Annotated in this window: 18 protein-coding genes; 8 read left to right on the top strand and 10 right to left on the bottom strand. The window is 73.6% G+C overall.

The window, feature by feature from the left end:
* Positions 1–6 precede the first annotated feature (6 nt).
* Positions 7–1128, top strand: a complete 1122-nt coding sequence (locus tag J3P38_RS02360) for a trans-sulfuration enzyme family protein (RefSeq protein WP_210502558.1) — start codon at positions 7–9, stop codon at positions 1126–1128.
* Between the two features lie 21 nt (positions 1129–1149).
* Here the strand turns inward: J3P38_RS02360 and J3P38_RS02365 are convergent, their stop codons facing one another.
* Positions 1150–2151, bottom strand: a complete 1002-nt coding sequence (locus J3P38_RS02365; RefSeq protein WP_210438263.1) for an NAD(P)H-dependent glycerol-3-phosphate dehydrogenase — start codon at positions 2149–2151, stop codon at positions 1150–1152.
* Positions 2148–2906 carry a lysophospholipid acyltransferase family protein gene (locus J3P38_RS02370; protein WP_210502559.1) on the bottom strand — a complete coding sequence of 253 codons (759 nt, stop codon included), beginning with the start codon at positions 2904–2906 and terminating at the stop codon, positions 2148–2150. Before J3P38_RS02370 ends, J3P38_RS02365 begins: the two co-directional genes overlap by 4 nt.
* A 137-nt stretch (positions 2907–3043) precedes the next feature.
* Between J3P38_RS02370 and cofC the strand changes: the two genes are divergently transcribed.
* The gene (gene cofC, locus J3P38_RS02375) at positions 3044–3712 is read left to right on the top strand and encodes a 2-phospho-L-lactate guanylyltransferase (protein ID WP_210438264.1); all 669 of its coding nucleotides are present in this window, start codon (positions 3044–3046) and stop codon (positions 3710–3712) included.
* Positions 3713–3754: 42 nt separating this feature from the next.
* Here the strand turns inward: cofC and J3P38_RS02380 are convergent, their stop codons facing one another.
* The 3 genes from J3P38_RS02380 to leuC form a co-directional block, all read right to left on the bottom strand.
* Positions 3755–4438, bottom strand: coding sequence for an HU family DNA-binding protein (locus tag J3P38_RS02380; RefSeq protein WP_210502560.1), 684 nt, complete (start codon positions 4436–4438; stop codon positions 3755–3757).
* Positions 4439–4552: 114 nt separating this feature from the next.
* Positions 4553–5152, bottom strand: coding sequence for a 3-isopropylmalate dehydratase small subunit (leuD, locus tag J3P38_RS02385; protein ID WP_210502561.1), 600 nt, complete (start codon positions 5150–5152; stop codon positions 4553–4555).
* A 29-nt stretch (positions 5153–5181) separates the two neighbouring features.
* Entirely contained in the window at positions 5182–6591 is a 1410-nt protein-coding gene (gene leuC, locus J3P38_RS02390; protein WP_210438267.1) for a 3-isopropylmalate dehydratase large subunit, read from the bottom strand.
* Between the two features lie 79 nt (positions 6592–6670).
* Between leuC and J3P38_RS02395 the strand changes: the two genes are divergently transcribed.
* Positions 6671–7393, top strand: coding sequence for an IclR family transcriptional regulator (locus J3P38_RS02395; protein WP_090972091.1), 723 nt, complete (start codon positions 6671–6673; stop codon positions 7391–7393).
* Positions 7394–7451: 58 nt separating this feature from the next.
* Entirely contained in the window at positions 7452–8036 is a 585-nt protein-coding gene (locus J3P38_RS02400) for a TIGR03086 family metal-binding protein (protein WP_210502562.1), read from the top strand.
* 37 nt (positions 8037–8073) lie between these two features.
* On the opposite strand, the gene J3P38_RS02405 is transcribed toward J3P38_RS02400, so the two are convergent.
* The 4 genes from J3P38_RS02405 to J3P38_RS02420 form a co-directional block, all read right to left on the bottom strand.
* Entirely contained in the window at positions 8074–8556 is a 483-nt protein-coding gene (locus tag J3P38_RS02405; RefSeq protein ID WP_210502563.1) for a methylated-DNA--[protein]-cysteine S-methyltransferase, read from the bottom strand.
* A gap of 1 nt (position 8557) precedes the next feature.
* Entirely contained in the window at positions 8558–10054 is a 1497-nt protein-coding gene (locus tag J3P38_RS02410; RefSeq protein WP_210502564.1) for an AlkA N-terminal domain-containing protein, read from the bottom strand.
* Positions 10055–10127: 73 nt separating this feature from the next.
* On the bottom strand, positions 10128–10814 hold the full coding sequence (locus J3P38_RS02415; RefSeq protein WP_210502565.1) for a response regulator: 687 nt from the start codon (positions 10812–10814) through the stop codon (positions 10128–10130).
* Positions 10811–12433, bottom strand: coding sequence for a sensor histidine kinase (locus J3P38_RS02420; protein ID WP_210502566.1), 1623 nt, complete (start codon positions 12431–12433; stop codon positions 10811–10813). The genes J3P38_RS02415 and J3P38_RS02420 overlap by 4 nt, the downstream gene beginning before the upstream one ends.
* A 173-nt stretch (positions 12434–12606) precedes the next feature.
* Between J3P38_RS02420 and J3P38_RS02425 the strand changes: the two genes are divergently transcribed.
* Genes J3P38_RS02425 through J3P38_RS02440 form a run of 4 tightly spaced genes read left to right on the top strand, consistent with a single transcriptional unit; the run spans position 12607 to position 16062 of the window.
* Positions 12607–13575: a Bug family tripartite tricarboxylate transporter substrate binding protein gene (locus J3P38_RS02425; protein WP_307807661.1), complete on the top strand. Its 969-nt coding sequence runs from the start codon at positions 12607–12609 to the stop codon at positions 13573–13575.
* Positions 13572–14108 carry a tripartite tricarboxylate transporter TctB family protein gene (locus J3P38_RS02430; RefSeq protein WP_307807663.1) on the top strand — a complete coding sequence of 179 codons (537 nt, stop codon included), beginning with the start codon at positions 13572–13574 and terminating at the stop codon, positions 14106–14108. The genes J3P38_RS02425 and J3P38_RS02430 overlap by 4 nt, the downstream gene beginning before the upstream one ends.
* Positions 14108–15658 carry a tripartite tricarboxylate transporter permease gene (locus tag J3P38_RS02435; protein WP_210502568.1) on the top strand — a complete coding sequence of 517 codons (1551 nt, stop codon included), beginning with the start codon at positions 14108–14110 and terminating at the stop codon, positions 15656–15658. The genes J3P38_RS02430 and J3P38_RS02435 overlap by 1 nt, the downstream gene beginning before the upstream one ends.
* Positions 15655–16062, top strand: coding sequence for a universal stress protein (locus tag J3P38_RS02440; protein WP_210438275.1), 408 nt, complete (start codon positions 15655–15657; stop codon positions 16060–16062). The genes J3P38_RS02435 and J3P38_RS02440 overlap by 4 nt, the downstream gene beginning before the upstream one ends.
* Before the next feature lie 5 nt (positions 16063–16067).
* Here the strand turns inward: J3P38_RS02440 and J3P38_RS02445 are convergent, their stop codons facing one another.
* A complete protein-coding gene (locus J3P38_RS02445; RefSeq protein WP_210502569.1) occupies positions 16068–16604 on the bottom strand; it encodes a copper resistance CopC family protein in 537 nt (178 codons plus the stop codon).
* Positions 16605–16613 lie beyond the last annotated feature (9 nt).

Genomic DNA, 16613 nt, shown 5'->3' on the forward strand with positions numbered 1-16613 from the left:
GCGCGCATGGCCACGGACTCGCCCGCCTCCCCGACGCCCTCCTCCCCGACGCCCGCCTTCCCGACACCTGCGCTCAAGCCCAGCACCATCGCCGTCACCGCCGGCCGCCCCGCGCGGACCCCGGACGCGCCGCTGAACACGCCGATCACGATGGCCGCGACCTACGTCGCGGGTGGCGAGGTGGAGTACGGCCGCTACGGCAACCCGACGTGGACGGCGCTCGAGGACGCGCTCGGCGCGCTCGAGGGCGGGCGCTGCCTGACGTTCGCGTCGGGCCTCGCGGCGGTCGCCACGGTGCTCGACCTGGTGGGGGCCGACGGCAAGGTCGTCGTGCCCAGGCACGCCTACACCGGCACGATCATGCAGCTCGGCGACCTCGAGGCACGCGGTCGCCTCCGCACGGAGCTCGTCGACGTCACGGACACCGACGCGGTGGTCGCGGCGTGCGACGGGGCCGCGCTCGTGTGGCTGGAGTCGCCCACCAACCCGGCGCTCGAGGTCGCCGACATCGCGACGATCACCGCGGCGGCGCACGAGGCGGGGGCGTACGTCGTCGTCGACAACACGTTCGCCACTCCCCTGCTCCAGCGGCCGCTGGAGCACGGCGTGGACCTCGTCGTCCACTCCGCCACCAAGTACCTCGCCGGCCACTCCGACGTGCAGATGGGCGCGATCGTCACCCGCGACGACGAGCTCCACGGCGTGCTGAAGGGCCGGCGTGACCTCGTCGGCGCGATCCCCGGCCCGTTCGAGGCGTGGCTGACGCTGCGGGGGCTGCGCACGCTGCACCTGCGGGTCGAGCGGGCGCAGGCCAACGCCGAGGAGCTCGCCCGCCGCCTCGCCGAGCATCCCGCGCTCTCGGAGGTCCGCTACCCCGGCTTCGGCGGGATCGTCAGCATCGTCCTCGCGCAGGGCGAGGTCGCGGCCGACCTGCTCAGCCGCAAGACCCGGCTGTGGATCCACGCCACGTCGCTCGGCGGCGTGGAGTCGAGCCTCGAGCGCCGCCGCCGCTGGAAGGCGGAGGCGGCGACCATCCCCGACGGGCTGGTCCGCCTGTCGGTCGGGATCGAGGACGTCGACGACCTCTGGGACGACCTGCGCAGCGCCCTCGACGGGTGCGTGGGCTGAGCGCAGCGGGCCCGTGCGCCGTCAGTGCAGCTCGGGCTTGGTGTCGCGGGCGATGAAGGAGTTCATCATGTCGTGCGCGGTCATCCTGCCGTCCACGACCGCGTCGACCGCCTCGGCGATCGGAGCGTCCACGCCGGTGCGCCGCGCCAGCTCGAGCAGGGACTTGCAGGACTTGGCCCCCTCGGCGACCTGGCGCGTGGAGGCGTAGATCTCCGCGGTGGTCATCCCCTGGCCGAGGCGCTCGCCGAACGTGCGGTTGCGCGACAGCGGCGAGGAGCAGGTGGCGACGAGGTCGCCCAGGCCGGCCAGGCCCATCAGGGTCAGCGGGTTCGCGCCCTGCGCCGTGGCCAAGCGGGCGGTCTCCGCGAGACCGCGGGTGATCACCGAGGCGGTGGTGTTGTCGCCGAAGCCGAGCCCGACGGCCATGCCGACGGCGATCCCGACGACGTTCTTGTAGGCGCCGCCGATCTCGCAGCCGAGCACGTCGACCGACGTGTAGGGCCGCCACGACGGCCCGTGCGTGAGGGCCTGGATGTGCTTGGCCCGCTCCTCGTCGAGGCAGGCCACCACCGAGGCCGCGGGCTCGCGGCGCGCGATCTCGCGCGCCAGGTTGGGCCCGCTGACCACGGCGATGCGGTCGGCGGGGGCGTCGGTCACCTCCTGGATGACCTCGCTCATCCGCATCAGGGAGCCGAGCTCCACGCCCTTCATCAGCGAGACCAGCGTGGCCTGCCGCGGCAGGATCGGCGCCCACGTGGTGAGGTTCTCGCGCAGGCTCTGCGACGGCACGGTGAGCACGACGACGTCGGCGTCGGCGGCCACCCGCTCGGGGTCGGTCGAGGCCGTGATCGACGGCGGCAGCTCGACGCCCGGCAGGTACTCGGTGTTCTCGCGACGGTCGTTGACCGCCTCGACGACCTCGTCGCGCCGCGCCCACAGCGACACCTCGTTGCCGGCGTCGGCGAGGACCAGGGAGAAGGCCGTGCCCCAGGAGCCGGCGCTGAACACTGCGATCTTCGTCATCGGCTGCGCTTCCTCGTCCTGGGCTGGTTCTTCGGGCGGGTCCGGAACTCCTCGCGGGGGTTGCCGGTCTCCCGCACGCCGCTGCGGCGCGGGTCGTACCGCTCGGCCGGGGCGGTCGCGCCCCGGAGGTCCTCCACCAGTCCGGTGATGGCCGCCATGATGCGGTCGGTCGCCTGGGCTGTGGCCTCCGGGGTCGGCGGCAGCGCGAGCAGGTCGTCCAGCTGCACCGGGTCCCCGGCCTTCATGGTGATGTTCTTGCGCGGCAGCAGGTGCGGCGTGGTGGTGTACGGCGGCAGCACGTCCTGCGCGCCCCACTGCCCCACGGGGATGACGGGGCACCCGGTGGCGAGGGCGATGCGCGCCGCCCCGGTCTTGCCCTTCATCGGCCACAGGTCCGGGTCGCGGGTCAGCGTGCCCTCCGGGTAGATCACGATGCACTCACCGTCGGCGATCGCCCGCACGGCGGCGTCGTAGGCGCCCACCGCGTTGCGGCTGAGCCGCTCGACCGGGATCTGCCCGGCGGAGCTGAGGAAGCCGCCGAGGTACTTGTTCGTGAAGAGCCCCGACTTCGCGAGGTAGCGCGGCAGCCGGCCGTGGTCGTAGACGAAGTGCGCCGAGACCAGCGGGTCGATGTGGGAGATGTGGTTGATCGCGATGATGCAGCCACCGGAGGCGGGGATCTTCTCCCCGTCGATCCAGGTGCGCGACGTCGCTGCGAGCAGCGTCGGCTTCAGGATGCTCGCGGCGACGGTCATGGCCCATCCGCGCTTCCGCTCCAACTTCCTGACGCGCACGCCCCACCCCTCCCATCCGACGGTCGCGAGCAGGCTACTCGGTCGCACCGGTGCGGGGGCTGCACCGGCACGCTGTCCCACATGGGAGGATCCACACGATGTCCCAGCCCGCTCCGGCCCTCCGACCCCGCTGCGTGGTCGTCGTCCCGGTCAAGCCGCCCGCGTTCGGCAAGTCCCGCCTGAGCGGGCTCGACGACGACGAGCGGCGCGCGCTGGCGGAGGCGTTCGCGCTCGACACCGTGCAGGCGGTCGCCGCCACCCCCGGCGTGCACGCCGTCCTGGTGGTGACCGACGACTTCCGGCTGGCCTCGCGCGTGCGCGCCTTCGGTTGCGAGGTGATCCCCGACGGCACCACCGAGGACCTCAACGCCACCCTCGTCCAGGGCTGCGCCGAGGCCGTGCGCCGCTGGCCGGGCGCGGTGCCCGTCGCGCTGTGCGCGGACCTGCCGGGGCTGCGTCCCGTCGAGCTGGCCGGCGTGCTGGGTGAGGTCGTCGCGCAGGTCGAGGCCGGGCGGGCGGCGTACGTGCGGGACGCGTCCGGCGCCGGCACGACCCTGTACGCCGCTCCCGCCGAGCGCTTCGACCCCCTCTTCGGCGCGGCGTCCGCGGCGCGGCACGAGGCGGCGGGTGCGGTCGAGGTGGGCGCCACCGCGACCAGCGTGCGCACCGACGTCGACGACCTGGCCGACCTGGACGCCGCGCTCGCCGCGGGCGTCGGCCCGCACACCTCGCACGCGAGCCGAGGGCGGGCCACCCCGTCGGGGTGACCCGCCCTCGCTCGTGACCGCCGGGCCCGCAGGCCCGCCGGCTCAGGACGACTTCTTGGCCGCGGCCTTCTTGGCCGGGGCCTTCTTGGCCGGGGCCTTCTTGGCCGGGGCCTTCTTGGCGGCGGTCTTGGTGGCGGCCGTCTTCTCGGCCGGAGCGGCCTTCTTCGCGGTCGAGGACGACGACTTCTTGGCCGAGGCCGCCTTCTTCGTCGACGAGGACGACGAGGACGAGGAAGACGAGGAAGACGAGGAGGACGACTTCTTGGCGGCGGTCTTCTTGGCCGGAGCGGCCTTCTTCGTGGTCGAGGTCGAGGAGGTGCCCGACGTGGCCGTCGAGGAGGAGGACTTCGAGGCGGCCTTCTTGGCGCTCGCGCCGGTGACGGCGGCCGCGGCCGCGCGGACGCCCGGGGGCTTGGGCATGGTGGCAGCGGTCAGCCGGGGCAGCTTCTTGGCACCGGAGATGACGTCGCGCAGCTCCTTGCCCGGGGAGAACTTCGGCACCGACTTCTTCTTGGACTTGATCCGCTCGCCGGTCTGCGGGTTGCGGACCCAGCGGGCGTTGCGCACGGCCTTCTCGAACGAGCCGAAGCCGGTCATGGCGACCTTCTCGCCCCGCGCGACCTCGCGCGTGATGGTGTCGAGCACCGACTCCAGTGCGTACGCCGCCTGCTTGCGGTTCCCCTCGTAACGCGCAGCGAGCGCGTCGATGAGCTCAGACTTGTTCACTAGCTTCCCTTCCAATGAACCCCGGTGCCGAGCTCGTGCCCGACTCTCTGCAGGGCACGCTAAGCACATGGAAGGGTGAGGACAATCACCGATGCCCTTGTTTCACGGGGAAATTCACGCGGTGACGGGCTTCCAGCTCGGGCGCGTCGCCTCGAACGCGGCGATGTCGGCGTCGTGCCCCAGCGTGATCCCGATGTCGTCGAGGCCCTCCAGCAGGCGCCAGCGGGTGTAGTCGTCGATGTCGAAGGAGTCCTCGACGGCGTCCTCGCCGGCGCCGGCACGGATCGTGCGGCTCTCCAGGTCGACGGTGACCTCGCCGCCCGGGTGGTCCTCGAGCCAGTCCCACAGGCGCTGCACGACCTTCTCGTCGACCTGGGCCGCCAGCAGGCCGGCCTTGCCGGAGTTGCCGCGGAAGATGTCGGCGAAGCGGGAGGAGACGACGACCTTGAAGCCGTAGTTCTGCAGGGCCCAGACGGCGTGCTCGCGGGAGCTGCCGGTGCCGAAGTCGGGTCCGGCGACGAGCACCGAACCGGTCGCGTACGTCGGGTCGTTGAGCACGAACGCGGGGTCGTTGCGCCACGCGGCGAACAGCCCGTCCTCGAAGCCGGTGCGCGTCACCCGCTTGAGGTAGACCGCCGGGATGATCTGGTCGGTGTCGACGTTGCTGCGCTTCAGCGGGACGCCGACGCCGGTGTGGGTGGTGAACTTGTCCATCGTCTGGGGCTCCTTGGGGTGCTGACGGCTCAGGCGATCGGCGCCAGGTCGGCCGGGGACGAGAGGGTGCCGCGCACCGCGGTGGCGGCCGCGACGGGCACCGAGACGAGGTGCGTGCGCCCGCCCTTGCCCTGCCGGCCCTCGAAGTTGCGGTTGGACGTCGATGCGCTGCGCTCGCCGGGGGCCAGCTGGTCGGGGTTCATGCCCAGGCACATCGAGCAGCCGGCGCCGCGCCACTCGGCACCGGCGGCGGTGAAGACCTTGTCGAGGCCCTCGGCCTCGGCCTGGAGGCGTACGCGCACCGAGCCGGGCACGACCAGCAGCCGCGTGTCGGCGGCGACCCGGCGGCCGTCGAGGATGGAGGCGGCCAGGCGCAGGTCCTCGATGCGGCCGTTGGTGCAGGAGCCGACGAAGACGGTGTCCACCTTGACCTCGCGCAGCGGGGTGCCGGCCTCGAGCCCCATGTACTGCAGGGCCTTCTCGGTCGCGACCTTGTCGGTGGGCTCGTCGAAGTCGTCGGGGCTCGGGACGCTGGCACCGAGCGGCGCGCCCTGGCCGGGGTTGGTGCCCCAGGTGACGAACGGCGTCATGGTGGAGGCGTCGAGCTCGATCTCCTTGTCGAACACCGCGTCGTCGTCGGTGCGCAGCGTCCTCCAGTGGGCGACGGCGGCGTCCCAGTCGGCTCCCGTGGGCGCCTCGGGACGGCCCTCGATGTAGTCGAACGTCGTCTGGTCGGGGGCGATGAGGCCGGCCTTCGCGCCCCACTCGATCGACATGTTGCACACCGTCATCCGGCCCTCCATCGAGAGCTCCTCGATGGCCTGGCCGCGGTACTCCACGATGTAGCCCTGCCCGCCGCCCGTGCCGGTGTGCGCGATCAGGGTCAGGACGAGGTCCTTGGCGGTGACGCCCTCGGGGAGGCTGCCGTTGACGGTGACCGCCATCGTCCGGGGCCGCGCCTGGGTCAGGGTCTGGGTCGCGAGGACGTGCTCGACCTCGGAGGTGCCGATGCCGAACGCGATCGCGCCGAACGCACCGTGGGTGGAGGTGTGCGAGTCGCCGCACACGATCGTCATGCCGGGCTGGGTGAGCCCGAGCTGCGGCCCGACGACGTGGACGATGCCCTGCTCGATGTCACCGAGCGGGTGGAGGCGGACGCCGAAGTCAGCGGCGTTCTTGCGCAGGGTCTCGACCTGGGTGCGGCTCACCGGGTCGGCGATCGGCTTGTCCCAGTCCACGGTCGGGACGTTGTGGTCCTCGGTCGCGAGGGTGAGGTCCGGGCGGCGTACGGTGCGGTTGGCGAGCCGGAGCCCGTCGAAGGCCTGCGGCGAGGTCACCTCGTGCAGGAGGTGCAGGTCGATGTAGAGGAGGTCGGGCTCTCCCGGGGCACTCCGGACGACGTGCTCGTCCCAGACCTTCTCGGACAGGGTCTTGCCCATGCTGCGAACTCCTTCACTTGGTGCGGTGAGGACGACCCTACGGCTTGCATCCCACTCCCTGAGATGAGAATATCGGCATATGGACAACGGATCTGGCGTAGGCGTCCTCGACAAGGCCGCCCTCGTGCTCGCCGCCCTCGAGGCCGGACCGGCCACGCTGGCCGGACTGGTGGCCGGCACGGGCCTGGCCCGGCCGACCGCGCACCGCCTGGCGGTCGCGCTCGAGCACCACCGTCTCGTCGCCCGCGACATGCAGGGCCGCTTCGTCCTCGGCCCCCGCCTGGCCGAGCTGTCCGCCGCTGCGGGAGAGGACCGCCTGCTCGCCGCGGCCGGCCCGGTCCTGGCCCGGCTCCGCGACATCACCGGCGAGTCGGCCCAGCTCTGGCGACGTCAGGGCGAGCACCGCGTGTGCGTCGCCGCGGCCGAGCGGCCCTCCGGCCTGCGGGACACGATCCCGGTCGGATCGCAGCTCACCATGAACGCCGGGTCCGCCGCGCAGATCCTCCTCGCCTGGGAGGACCCCGAGCGGATGCACCGGGGCCTCCAGAACGCCGCCTTCTCCGCCACCGCGCTCTCCGGCATCCGCCGGCGCGGCTGGTCGCAGTCGGTCGGCGAGCGCGAGCAGGGCGTGGCGTCCGTGTCCGCCCCCGTGCGCTCCCCCGGCGGCAAGGTCATCGCCGCGGTGTCGGTCTCCGGTCCGCTCGAGCGGCTCTCGCGCCAGCCCGGCCGGATGCACGCACCCGCCGTGCTCGCCGCCGCCGACCGGCTCTCGGAGTCGCTGCGCCGCGCGGCGTCGGAGTAGCCGGGGAGCAGGCGGCGTCGGCCTTCTCACCGCCGCCGCGATCCGGCAGGGTGGTGCCATGGCAGACCTCATGGACCTCGCGCCGGCCGGCGAGCAGCTCGCCGACGTGGTCGTCGACGTCCGCGACGACCAGCTCGACGCAGCGACGCCCTGCGAGGGGCGGACCGTCGGCCAGCTGCTGCAGCACCTCGTCGGGTTGACGCTGGCGTTCCGCGCCGCGGCCGAGAAGGACCTCGGCCCGTGGACCGACACCCCGCCCGACGGCGACGACTGGCCCGAGGCCGAGCCCGGCTGGCGCCAGACGCTCGCCGAGCGCATCCCCGCCCTGGTGGCGGCCTGGCGCGACCCGGCGGCGTGGGAGGGCATGACGCGGGCAGGCGGCGTCGACCTCCCCGGCGAGGTCTGCGGTCTGGTCGCGCTCGACGAGATCGTCCTGCACGGCTGGGACCTCGCCCGCGCCACGGGGCAGAGCTACGGCTGCGACGACGCGACCGCGGGCGCCCTCCTGGCGTTCATCGAGGGCTTCGACGAGAGCGGCACGCCCGGGATGTTCGGCCCGGCCGTCACGGTCGGTCCCGGGACCTCCCGCTTCGACCGCGTGCTGGCCGGCTCGGGCCGCGACCCGCAGTGGCCGGGCCCCTGAAGGCGACCTCGCGACCGCCGCGGCTGCGGGCCGCGTCTCAGAAGAGGGCGTCCTGCTCGAGCTCGAGCAGCTGTTGCTTGCGCTGCAGCCCGCCGGCGTACCCGGTCAGCGTGCCGTTGGCGCCGATGACGCGGTGGCACGGCACGACGATCGGGATCGGGTTGCGGCCGTTGGCCAGCCCGACCGCGCGTGAGGCGGCGTTGGTCATCCCGAGGCGGCCGGCGATCTCGCCGTAGGACGCGGTCTCCCCGTAGCCGATGGTCGCCAGCTGGGTCCACACCCGTCGCTGGAAGTCGGTGCCGACCGGCGCCAGCGGCAGCTCGAAGCCGGTGCGCTCCCGGGCGAAGTACGCCGTCAGCTGGCGCACCGCCTCGACCAGCACCGGGTCGTCGTCGGTGCGCGCGCCGAGCGGCCGGCCGTCCACCGGCGGGCGGAACGGGGAGAACTCGATCGCCACGATCGCGCCGTCCCGCTCCACGATGCGCAGGTCGCCGACCGGCGAGGGCATCACGGTCCACATGTCAGTTCTCCTCCGTCGCGGGGGTGGGGGGCATCAGGGTGTTCCAGAGGTGCATCAGTGCGTAGGACCGCCACGGGCGCCACCGGTCGGGATCGGCGTCGCCGCCGAGGCCGGCCAGCACCCGGCGGACCGCCAGGTCGGTCGGCAGGAAGACGTCAGGATGCCCGAGCGCCCGCATCGCGACGTAGTCGGCGGTCCACGGTCCGATCCCGGGCAGCGCGAGCAGCGCACGTCGTACGTCGTCGCGGTCCGGTCCCCGGTCGAGCAGGACCGTCCCGTCGGCGAGGGCGGCCGCGAGACCCACGAGGGCACGACCGCGCGCCCGCGGCATCGGGAGCCGGCCGGGGTCGGCGGCGGCGAGGGAGGCGGCGTCCGGGAACAGGTGGGTGAGGCCCGGGACGTCGGTCGTCACCCGCCGGCCGTGCTCGGCCACCAGCCGGCCCGCGACGGTGCGGGCCCCGGCGACGCTCACCTGCTGGCCGATGACCGTGCGGATCGCCGTCTCGTCCCCGTCGACCTGGCCGGGCACCCGCAGGCCGGGAGTGGCCCGGACCAGGTGGGCGAGCGCCGGGTCGGCGCCGAGGTGCCCGTCGACGGCGACGGGATCGCAGTCGGCGTCGAGCAGGCGGCGCACGCGCTCGCTCGCGGCGGCGGTGTCGCGCAGGTCCCCGAGCCGGAACTCCGCGGTGACGGCGCCCGTGCCGCCGCCGTATCGGTCGGCCGGCTGCCCGGCGGGCAGGTCGGAGAGGTGGAGGCGCACGGTGCCGGGGGCGTGCGGCAGGTCGAGGGTGCGTGCGTACCAGCCCGGACCGGCCGCCTCGACGCCCGCGACGAGGTGGTGGGCCAGGAAGTCGAGCATCCGCCGACCGGCGAACGGCGTCCGCACCGGGAGCCGCATCGTCACCACGCCCGCGCTGCGCACACCGGCCCGGTGGCCGCGGAGCTCGGTCGGGGAGGCTGCGTAGATCTCGCGCAACGTCTCGTTGAACTGGCGCACGCTGGCGAACCCGGCCGCGAAGGCCACGTCGGTCAGCGGCAGGTCGGTCGTCTCGATCAGCACCCGCGCGCTCTGGGCGCGGCGGGCGCGGGCCAGGGAGAGGGGCGTGGCACCGAGCTCACGCACGAGCAGGCGGCCGAGGTGCCGCGGCGTGTAGCCCACCCGGCGCGCCAGTCCGGCCACGCCCTCCCGGTCGACGAGGCCGTCGGAGATCAGCCGCATCGCGCGTCCGGCGACGTCGGCCGCGACGTCCCACTCGGGGCTGCCCGGGGTGGCGTCGGGCAGGCACCGCTTGCAGGCGCGGTAGCCGGCGGCGTGGGCGCTGGCCGCGGTGGCGTGGAAGGTCACGTTGCCGGCGGCCGGGGTACGCGCGGGGCAGGAGGGCCGGCAGTAGATCCCGGTCGTGCGCACCGCGGTGTAGAAGACGCCGTCGAAGCGGCGGTCCCGACTCTGCACGGCCCGGTAGCAGGCGTCGGCGTCGAGGTGCCCAGTCGGTGTCATGGCACCAGTCTGGGGCGCGCCACGACTCCGTACCAGCGGAAAACGGACACGGCGGCGACGAGCAGGGCGCCCCTCAGGCGGCCCGCCGGTAGCGCCGCTCCGGCCTTCCGCCGCCGCCGTACTGCAGCCGCACCGAGACCAGTCCGACCGCCACGAAGTGCTCGAGGTAGCGCCGTGCCGAGACCCGCGAGATGCCGACGAGGTCGGCGCACTCGGCCGCCGAGAGCTCACCGGCCTGCGTCAGTGCCGCCGCCACGGCGTCTGCGGTCTGCGGGCTCAGCCCCTTGGGCAGCGCCGCGACCGTCGCCGGGGCGGGGGTCGCGCCGAAGACGGCGTCGATGTCCTGCTGGCCCGGAGCGGGCGACCCGGACAGGGCCTGGTGCGCCTGGTGCGCGGCGCGGAACGACTCCAGCCGCACGCGCAGGTCGTCGTAGTCGAAGGGCTTGACGAGGTAGTGCACCGCTCCTCCGGAGGCCGCGGCGCGCACGGTGTCGGCCTCGCGCGCGGCCGTGACCACCAGGACGCCGACGTCGTCGCCGTCGGCCCGCAGCCGGCGCAGCACGTCGATGCCGGAGATGTCGGGCAGGTGCACGTCGAGCAGCACCAGGTCGGGACGCAGCCGCGCGACGTCGTCCAGCGCAGCGCGCCCGCTGCTGGCCACGCCGACCACGCGGAAGCCCTGGGTCCGCTCGACGAACTGGGTGTGGATGCGCGCCACCATGAAGTCGTCGTCGACGACGAGGACCGTGACCTCGCTCATCCGACCTCCACCCCTGGCAACCGGGCCTCGAACACGGCGCCCGTGTCGTCGGCCCCGGCACGCACCACCACCTCGCCGCCCCGACGCTCGCAGACGACCTGCACCAGGGCCAGCCCGACACCCCGGCCCTCCACGGTCGGCGCCTTCGAGCTCCAGCCCCGGCGGAAGATCTCGCTCAGGACCTCGCTCGGCACGCCCGGCCCGGTGTCGGCGACGGCGAGTCGCACGGCGCCGTCGTCGAGCCCGAGCTCGACCTCGACGCCGGTGCCGCCGACGGACACCGACGCGTCGACGGCGTTGTCGACGAGGTTGCCGAGCACCGTGCCCACGTCGGTGGACGACTCGGGGTCCAGGCGCGGCAGGTCGCTCCCGTCGCTCACCCGCAGCTCCACGCCACGCTCGGAGGCGAGGCTGGTCTTCGCGATGAGCAGGGCCGCGACCGCCGGGTCCTCGACCCGAGCGGTGACCGCGTCGGAGATCTCCGCCCGGCGCCGGCTGAGCGTGCCCACGAGCCGCGACACCTCGTCGTACTCGCCGAGCTGCACCAGGCCGGAGATCGTGTGGAGCTGGTTGTGGAACTCGTGGGTCTGGGCGCGCAGCGTGTTGGTGATCGACTCGCGCGCGCTCAGCTCGCTCTGCAGGGCGAGCAGCTCGGTGCGGTCGCGCAGGGTGGTGACCGAGGCCACCCTCCGGCTGCCCTCGACGACCGGGTTGCGGTTGACGACCAGCACGCGATCGGCCAGCACCACGACGTGGTCGCGGATCTCCGCGTCGTCGGCGAGGAGGTCGCGGACGGCCGCGTCGAGGTCGAGCTCGTCCACGTTCCGGCCCACGACGTCCCCCGCCGGACCCGGCTCGAGGCCGATCAGCTCGCGGGCACTGTCGCTGAGCACCGTGACCGTGCCGTCCTCGGCGACGGCCACCACTCCTTCGCGGATCGAGTGCAGCAGGGCCTCGCGCTGGTCGGCGAGGGCGGCAATGGCCGCCGGCTCCAGCCCGCGCGTACGCCGGCGGATCAGGCGCGAGAGCAGGAAGGAGCCCGCCGCTCCGAGGCCCAGCCCCAGCCCGGCGAAGGTGAGCAGGTCGGGCAGCACGCCCCGGGCCCGCTCGGCCAACGACGGGTAGGACTGGGTGACGACGGAGATGCCGACGAGGTCGCCCTCGTTGTCGAGCACCGGCACGTGCGCGGCGATGGCACGCTCGCCGAAGTCGTCGACGTCACCGGTCCACGGCCGCCCCTGCTGCACCGTGCTCGAACCGAGGTCGACCCGCTGCCCGCGACCGACGAAGTCGCTGCTCACCTGCACCACCCCGGTGGGGTCCGTGAGGTAGACCCCGCTGGCCTGGAGGTTGTTGCGCACGCGCTGGGTGTACGACGTCAGCGACACGCGGTTGCCGACGACGTCGTCGCGGATGTAGGCCTTGCGCACGAGCCGGATGTTGGCCATCGACTCGGCCTCGGCCCGCAGCCGGGCGCCTCTCGTCTCGCGGAAGTCGGCGTCGCTCTGCTGCACCGACACCACGCTCGCCACCGCGACCACGGCGAGGAGCACCGAGAGCTGCAGCACCAGGAACTGGCCGGCGAGCGTCGCCGGCCACCACCGCGAGCGTGACCACAAGTTCCACAACCTCCATTGCTTACCCAAGCGTGACGGGCGCCACAGGAAGTCTCCACCATCGTGGGGGTCGGTCGCGTCGGCGCCGGCCGCGCGGACCCACGACGACCGTGGGGACGCGGGAGACACTGACAGAGATCGGAGTGCACATGCTGCGTCCCAGGACGAGTCGGCCGGTGGCCACCGTCGTGGCCCTCGCCGGCGCGCTGCTGCTCGCGACGGGGTGCGGGGTCACCCGAGGCCCGCAGAGCGACGACATGACGATGCTGATCCCGAACAGCCCGGGGGGCGGCTACGACACGACCGGGCGCACCGCGATCGCGGTGATGGAGGAGTCGGACATCACCGGCGGGTCGTTCGAGGTGACCAACGTGATCGGCGCCGGCGGCTCGGTCGCCATGACCCGGCTGATGAACGCCGAGGGCGACGAGCGCACCATGATGACCGCGGGCCTCGGCGTGGTCGGGTCGCTCTACTCCTTCGGCGCTCCCCACAAGCTCCAGGACGCGACGCCGATCGCCCAGGTGATCGAGGACCAGGAGGGCGTGCTCGTCCCCGCGGACTCGCCCTACGAGACGATCGGGGACCTGGCGGCCGCCTGGCAGGACGACCCCGGCTCGATCGTCGTCGGCGGCGGCTCCTCCCCCGGCGGCCCCGACCACCTCTTCCCGATGCAGCTCGCCACCGCCCTCGACATCGACGCCCGCGACGTGCGCTACGTGCCGTACGACGGGGGCGGCCCGCTGACCACCGCCCTGCTCGGCGGCAAGATCGACGTCGGGTTCTCCGGTGTCGGCGAGTTCGAGGGACCGCTGTCGGAGGGCAGGCTGCGCCTGCTCGCCGTCTCCGGCGAGGAGCGGCTCGAGGGCGAGGGCGTCCGCGAGGCCCCCACCCTGCAGGAGTCGGGCATCGACCTCGTGTTCACCAACTGGCGCGGGATCTTCGCGCCCCCCGGCATCAGCGAGGAGCGCCGCGACGAGCTCATCTCGATGCTCGAGGAGATGCACGACACACCCGAGTGGCAGCAGGCCCTCGAGGACAACGGCTGGATCGACGAGTTCAAGACCGGCGACGAGTTCACCGCGTTCCTCCAGGAGCAGGACGAGCGCGTCGCCACCACCCTCGAGGAGCTGGACCTGCTGTGAGCACACCACTGGACACCCCCACGACCCCGGCTGCGCCCGGGACCACCGACGGTCCCGACCGCGACCTGGCCCAGCTCGGCCTCGCCGCGCTCCTGGTCGTGGTCGGCGGCTACACCCTCTACGACGCGACGACCCTCCGGGTCGGGTTCGGCGACCCCGTCGGACCGCGCCTGTTCCCCTACGTCATCGGCGCCGTGACGGTCGTCCTCGGCCTGCTGCTCGTGCTCGCCACCCTCCGCGGCGACGTGCCCGAGGGCGAGGGCGGCGAGGACGTCGACCTGCGCCAGCCCGCCGACTGGGTCACCGTCCTCAAGCTGGTCGGCGTGCTGCTCTTCACCGTGCTGACGATCTCGTTCCTCGGGTGGGCCGTCAGCGGCGCACTGCTCTTCGTCGGCTCGGCGTGGTCGCTGGGCAGCCGCACCCTGGTGCGCGACGTGATCGTCGGCCTCGTGCTGTCGGTCGCCAGCTGGTACTTCTTCCACGAGGGCCTGGGCGTCATCCTCCCGGCCGGGATCCTGGACGGGGTGCTGTGATGGACAACCTCGGCCTGCTCGCGGACGGCTTCGGTGCCGTCCTCACCCCGGAGAACCTGCTGTACGCCGTCATCGGCGTGCTGCTGGGCACCTTCGTCGGCGTCCTCCCCGGCATCGGCCCGGCCATGGCGGTCGCGCTGCTGCTGCCCGTGACCTACGGCCTCGAGCCGATCTCGGCGTTCATCATGTTCGCCGGCATCTACTACGGCGGCATGTACGGCGGGTCGACGACCGCGATCCTGCTGAACACCCCCGGCGAGTCGGCGTCGGTGATGACCGCGCTCGAGGGCAACCTGATGGCCCGCGGGGGACGAGCCGCCCAGGCGCTCGCCACCGCTGCGATCGGCTCCTTCGTCGCCGGCACGGTCGGCACGCTGCTGGTCGTGCTCTTCGCCCCCGCGCTCGCGTCGGTGGCCGTGGAGATCGGCGCTCCCTCCTACTTCGCGCTGATGGTGCTCGCGATGATCATGGTGACGAGCGTGCTCGGGGGCTCGCCGCTGCGCGGCTTCATCGCCCTCTTCCTCGGCCTGACGATCGGCCTGGTCGGCCTCGACCTCAACACCGGCCAGACCCGGCTGAGCTTCGACCAGCCGCTGCTGGCGGAGCGGATCGACGTCGTCGTGGTCGCGGTCGGCATCTTCGCCCTCGGCGAGGCGCTGTGGGTGGCGGCGCACCTGCGCCGCACCCCGGCGCACGTGGTCCCGGTCGGTCGACCGTGGATGAGCGGCGACGACGTCAGGCGGTCGTGGGGCCCGTGGCTGCGCGGCACCGCCTACGGCTTCCCGTTCGGGGCGCTGCCCGCCGGTGGCGCGGAGATCCCGACGTTCCTCTCCTACGTCACGGAGAAGCGGATCGCCGCCCGCAAGGGCCGCGACGAGTTCGGGCGGGGCGCCATCGAGGGCGTCGCCGGTCCGGAGGCGGCCAACAACGCCTCCGCCGCCGGCACGTTCGTGCCGCTGCTCGCACTCGGGCTGCCGGTCACCGCGACCTCCGCGGTGATGCTCGCCGCCCTCCAGGGCTACGGCATCGAGCCGGGTCCCGGCCTCATGACCGACCAGCCCGAGCTGGTCTGGGCCCTCCTGGCCAGCCTGCTCATCGGCAACGTGCTGCTGCTGGTGCTCAACCTGCCGCTGGCACCGGTGTGGGCGAGGCTCCTCCAGATCCCGCGGCCGCAGCTCTACGCCGGCATCCTGTTCTTCGCCGCGCTCGGCGCCTACGCGGCCAACCTGCAGGCGTTCGACCTGTTCCTGCTCCTGCTCCTCGGGCTGCTCGGGCTCCTGATGCGGCGGTTCGGGCTGCCCGTCCTGCCGCTGATCCTCGGGGTGATCCTGGGGCCGCTCATGGAGTACCGGCTTCGCGAGGCGATGGCCATCTCCGGCGGGGAGGTGTCCGCGCTGTGGAGCGAGCCGCTCGCGGTGGTGATCTACGTGGTCGTGGCGGTCGCCGTGGTCGCGCCGCTGGTGGTCCGCCGGGTGCGTCCTGCACCGGCCGCGGTGGCCGTGGACGAGGGCATCGCCGGGAACGCCGACGACGAGGAGAAGGTGCGATGAACGACCGGGTGACGACGATCGTGGTGGGCTGGACGCCCGACGAGTTCGGGGCGGCCGCGCTGGCGCGCGGCACCGAGGAGGCGCGGTTGCGCGCGGGCCGCGTCGTGGTGGTCAACGCGACGCGCGGCGACGCGCTCGTCGACGAGCGGTACGCCGACGAGGACCAGCTGGCCCGTCTGGCCGGCGAGCTGGCCGACAGCGGGGTGGACGTCGACGTACGCCGCTCGATGGGCGCCGACGTCGGCGACCAGGTCCTCGAGGTGGCTGCCGACGTGGGCGCCGACCTCATCGTGATCGGCCTGCGCCGCCGCTCCCCCGTCGGCAAGCTGCTCATGGGCAGCGTGGCGCAGCGCGTGCTGCTCGGCGCGGAGTGCGCGGTGCTGGCGGTGAAGCCGGCGTCCTGACCGGCTCAGGAGCCGGTGAGGGCACGGCGCCGGTGCCACAGCACGAGGGCGACGGCACCGCCCGCGAGGACGACGGCGCCCGGCAGCAGCACGCCGCCGAGCCCGTCGTCCCCGCCGGCCTCGGCGGAGGTGGGTGCGGACGCCTCGTCCACCCCTGGCTCGGCGCCCGCACCCACCTGGAACTGGACCTCGCCGGTGATCTCGTGCCCGTCGGCCGAGACGACCTCGTAGGTCATGGTGTAGGCGCCGTCGGGGCCGGCCCAGAGGTTCTGGCGCACCTCCGGCCCGACCGACGTCGGCTCGCCGTTGACGACGCTGCCGTCGGGTCCGGTGACGCTCACGTCGTGCACCTCGCTCACCGGGCCGGTGAAGGTGAGGACCGCCCGTGACGGGAGGACGTCGACGACACCGGACTGCGACGGGTCGGAGGTGAGCAGCTCGTCGTGCGCGGACGCCGGGGCGACCGGTGCCCACCCGAGCGGCACCGCGAGCGCGGCGAGCACCGCGAGGGCAGCGGCCCCGGCGCCGGGACGGGTGGGCATCGTCGTCGC

Source organism: Nocardioides xinjiangensis, from assembly GCF_017916455.1.
GTDB classification, from domain to species: Bacteria; Actinomycetota; Actinomycetes; order Propionibacteriales; family Nocardioidaceae; genus Nocardioides; species Nocardioides xinjiangensis.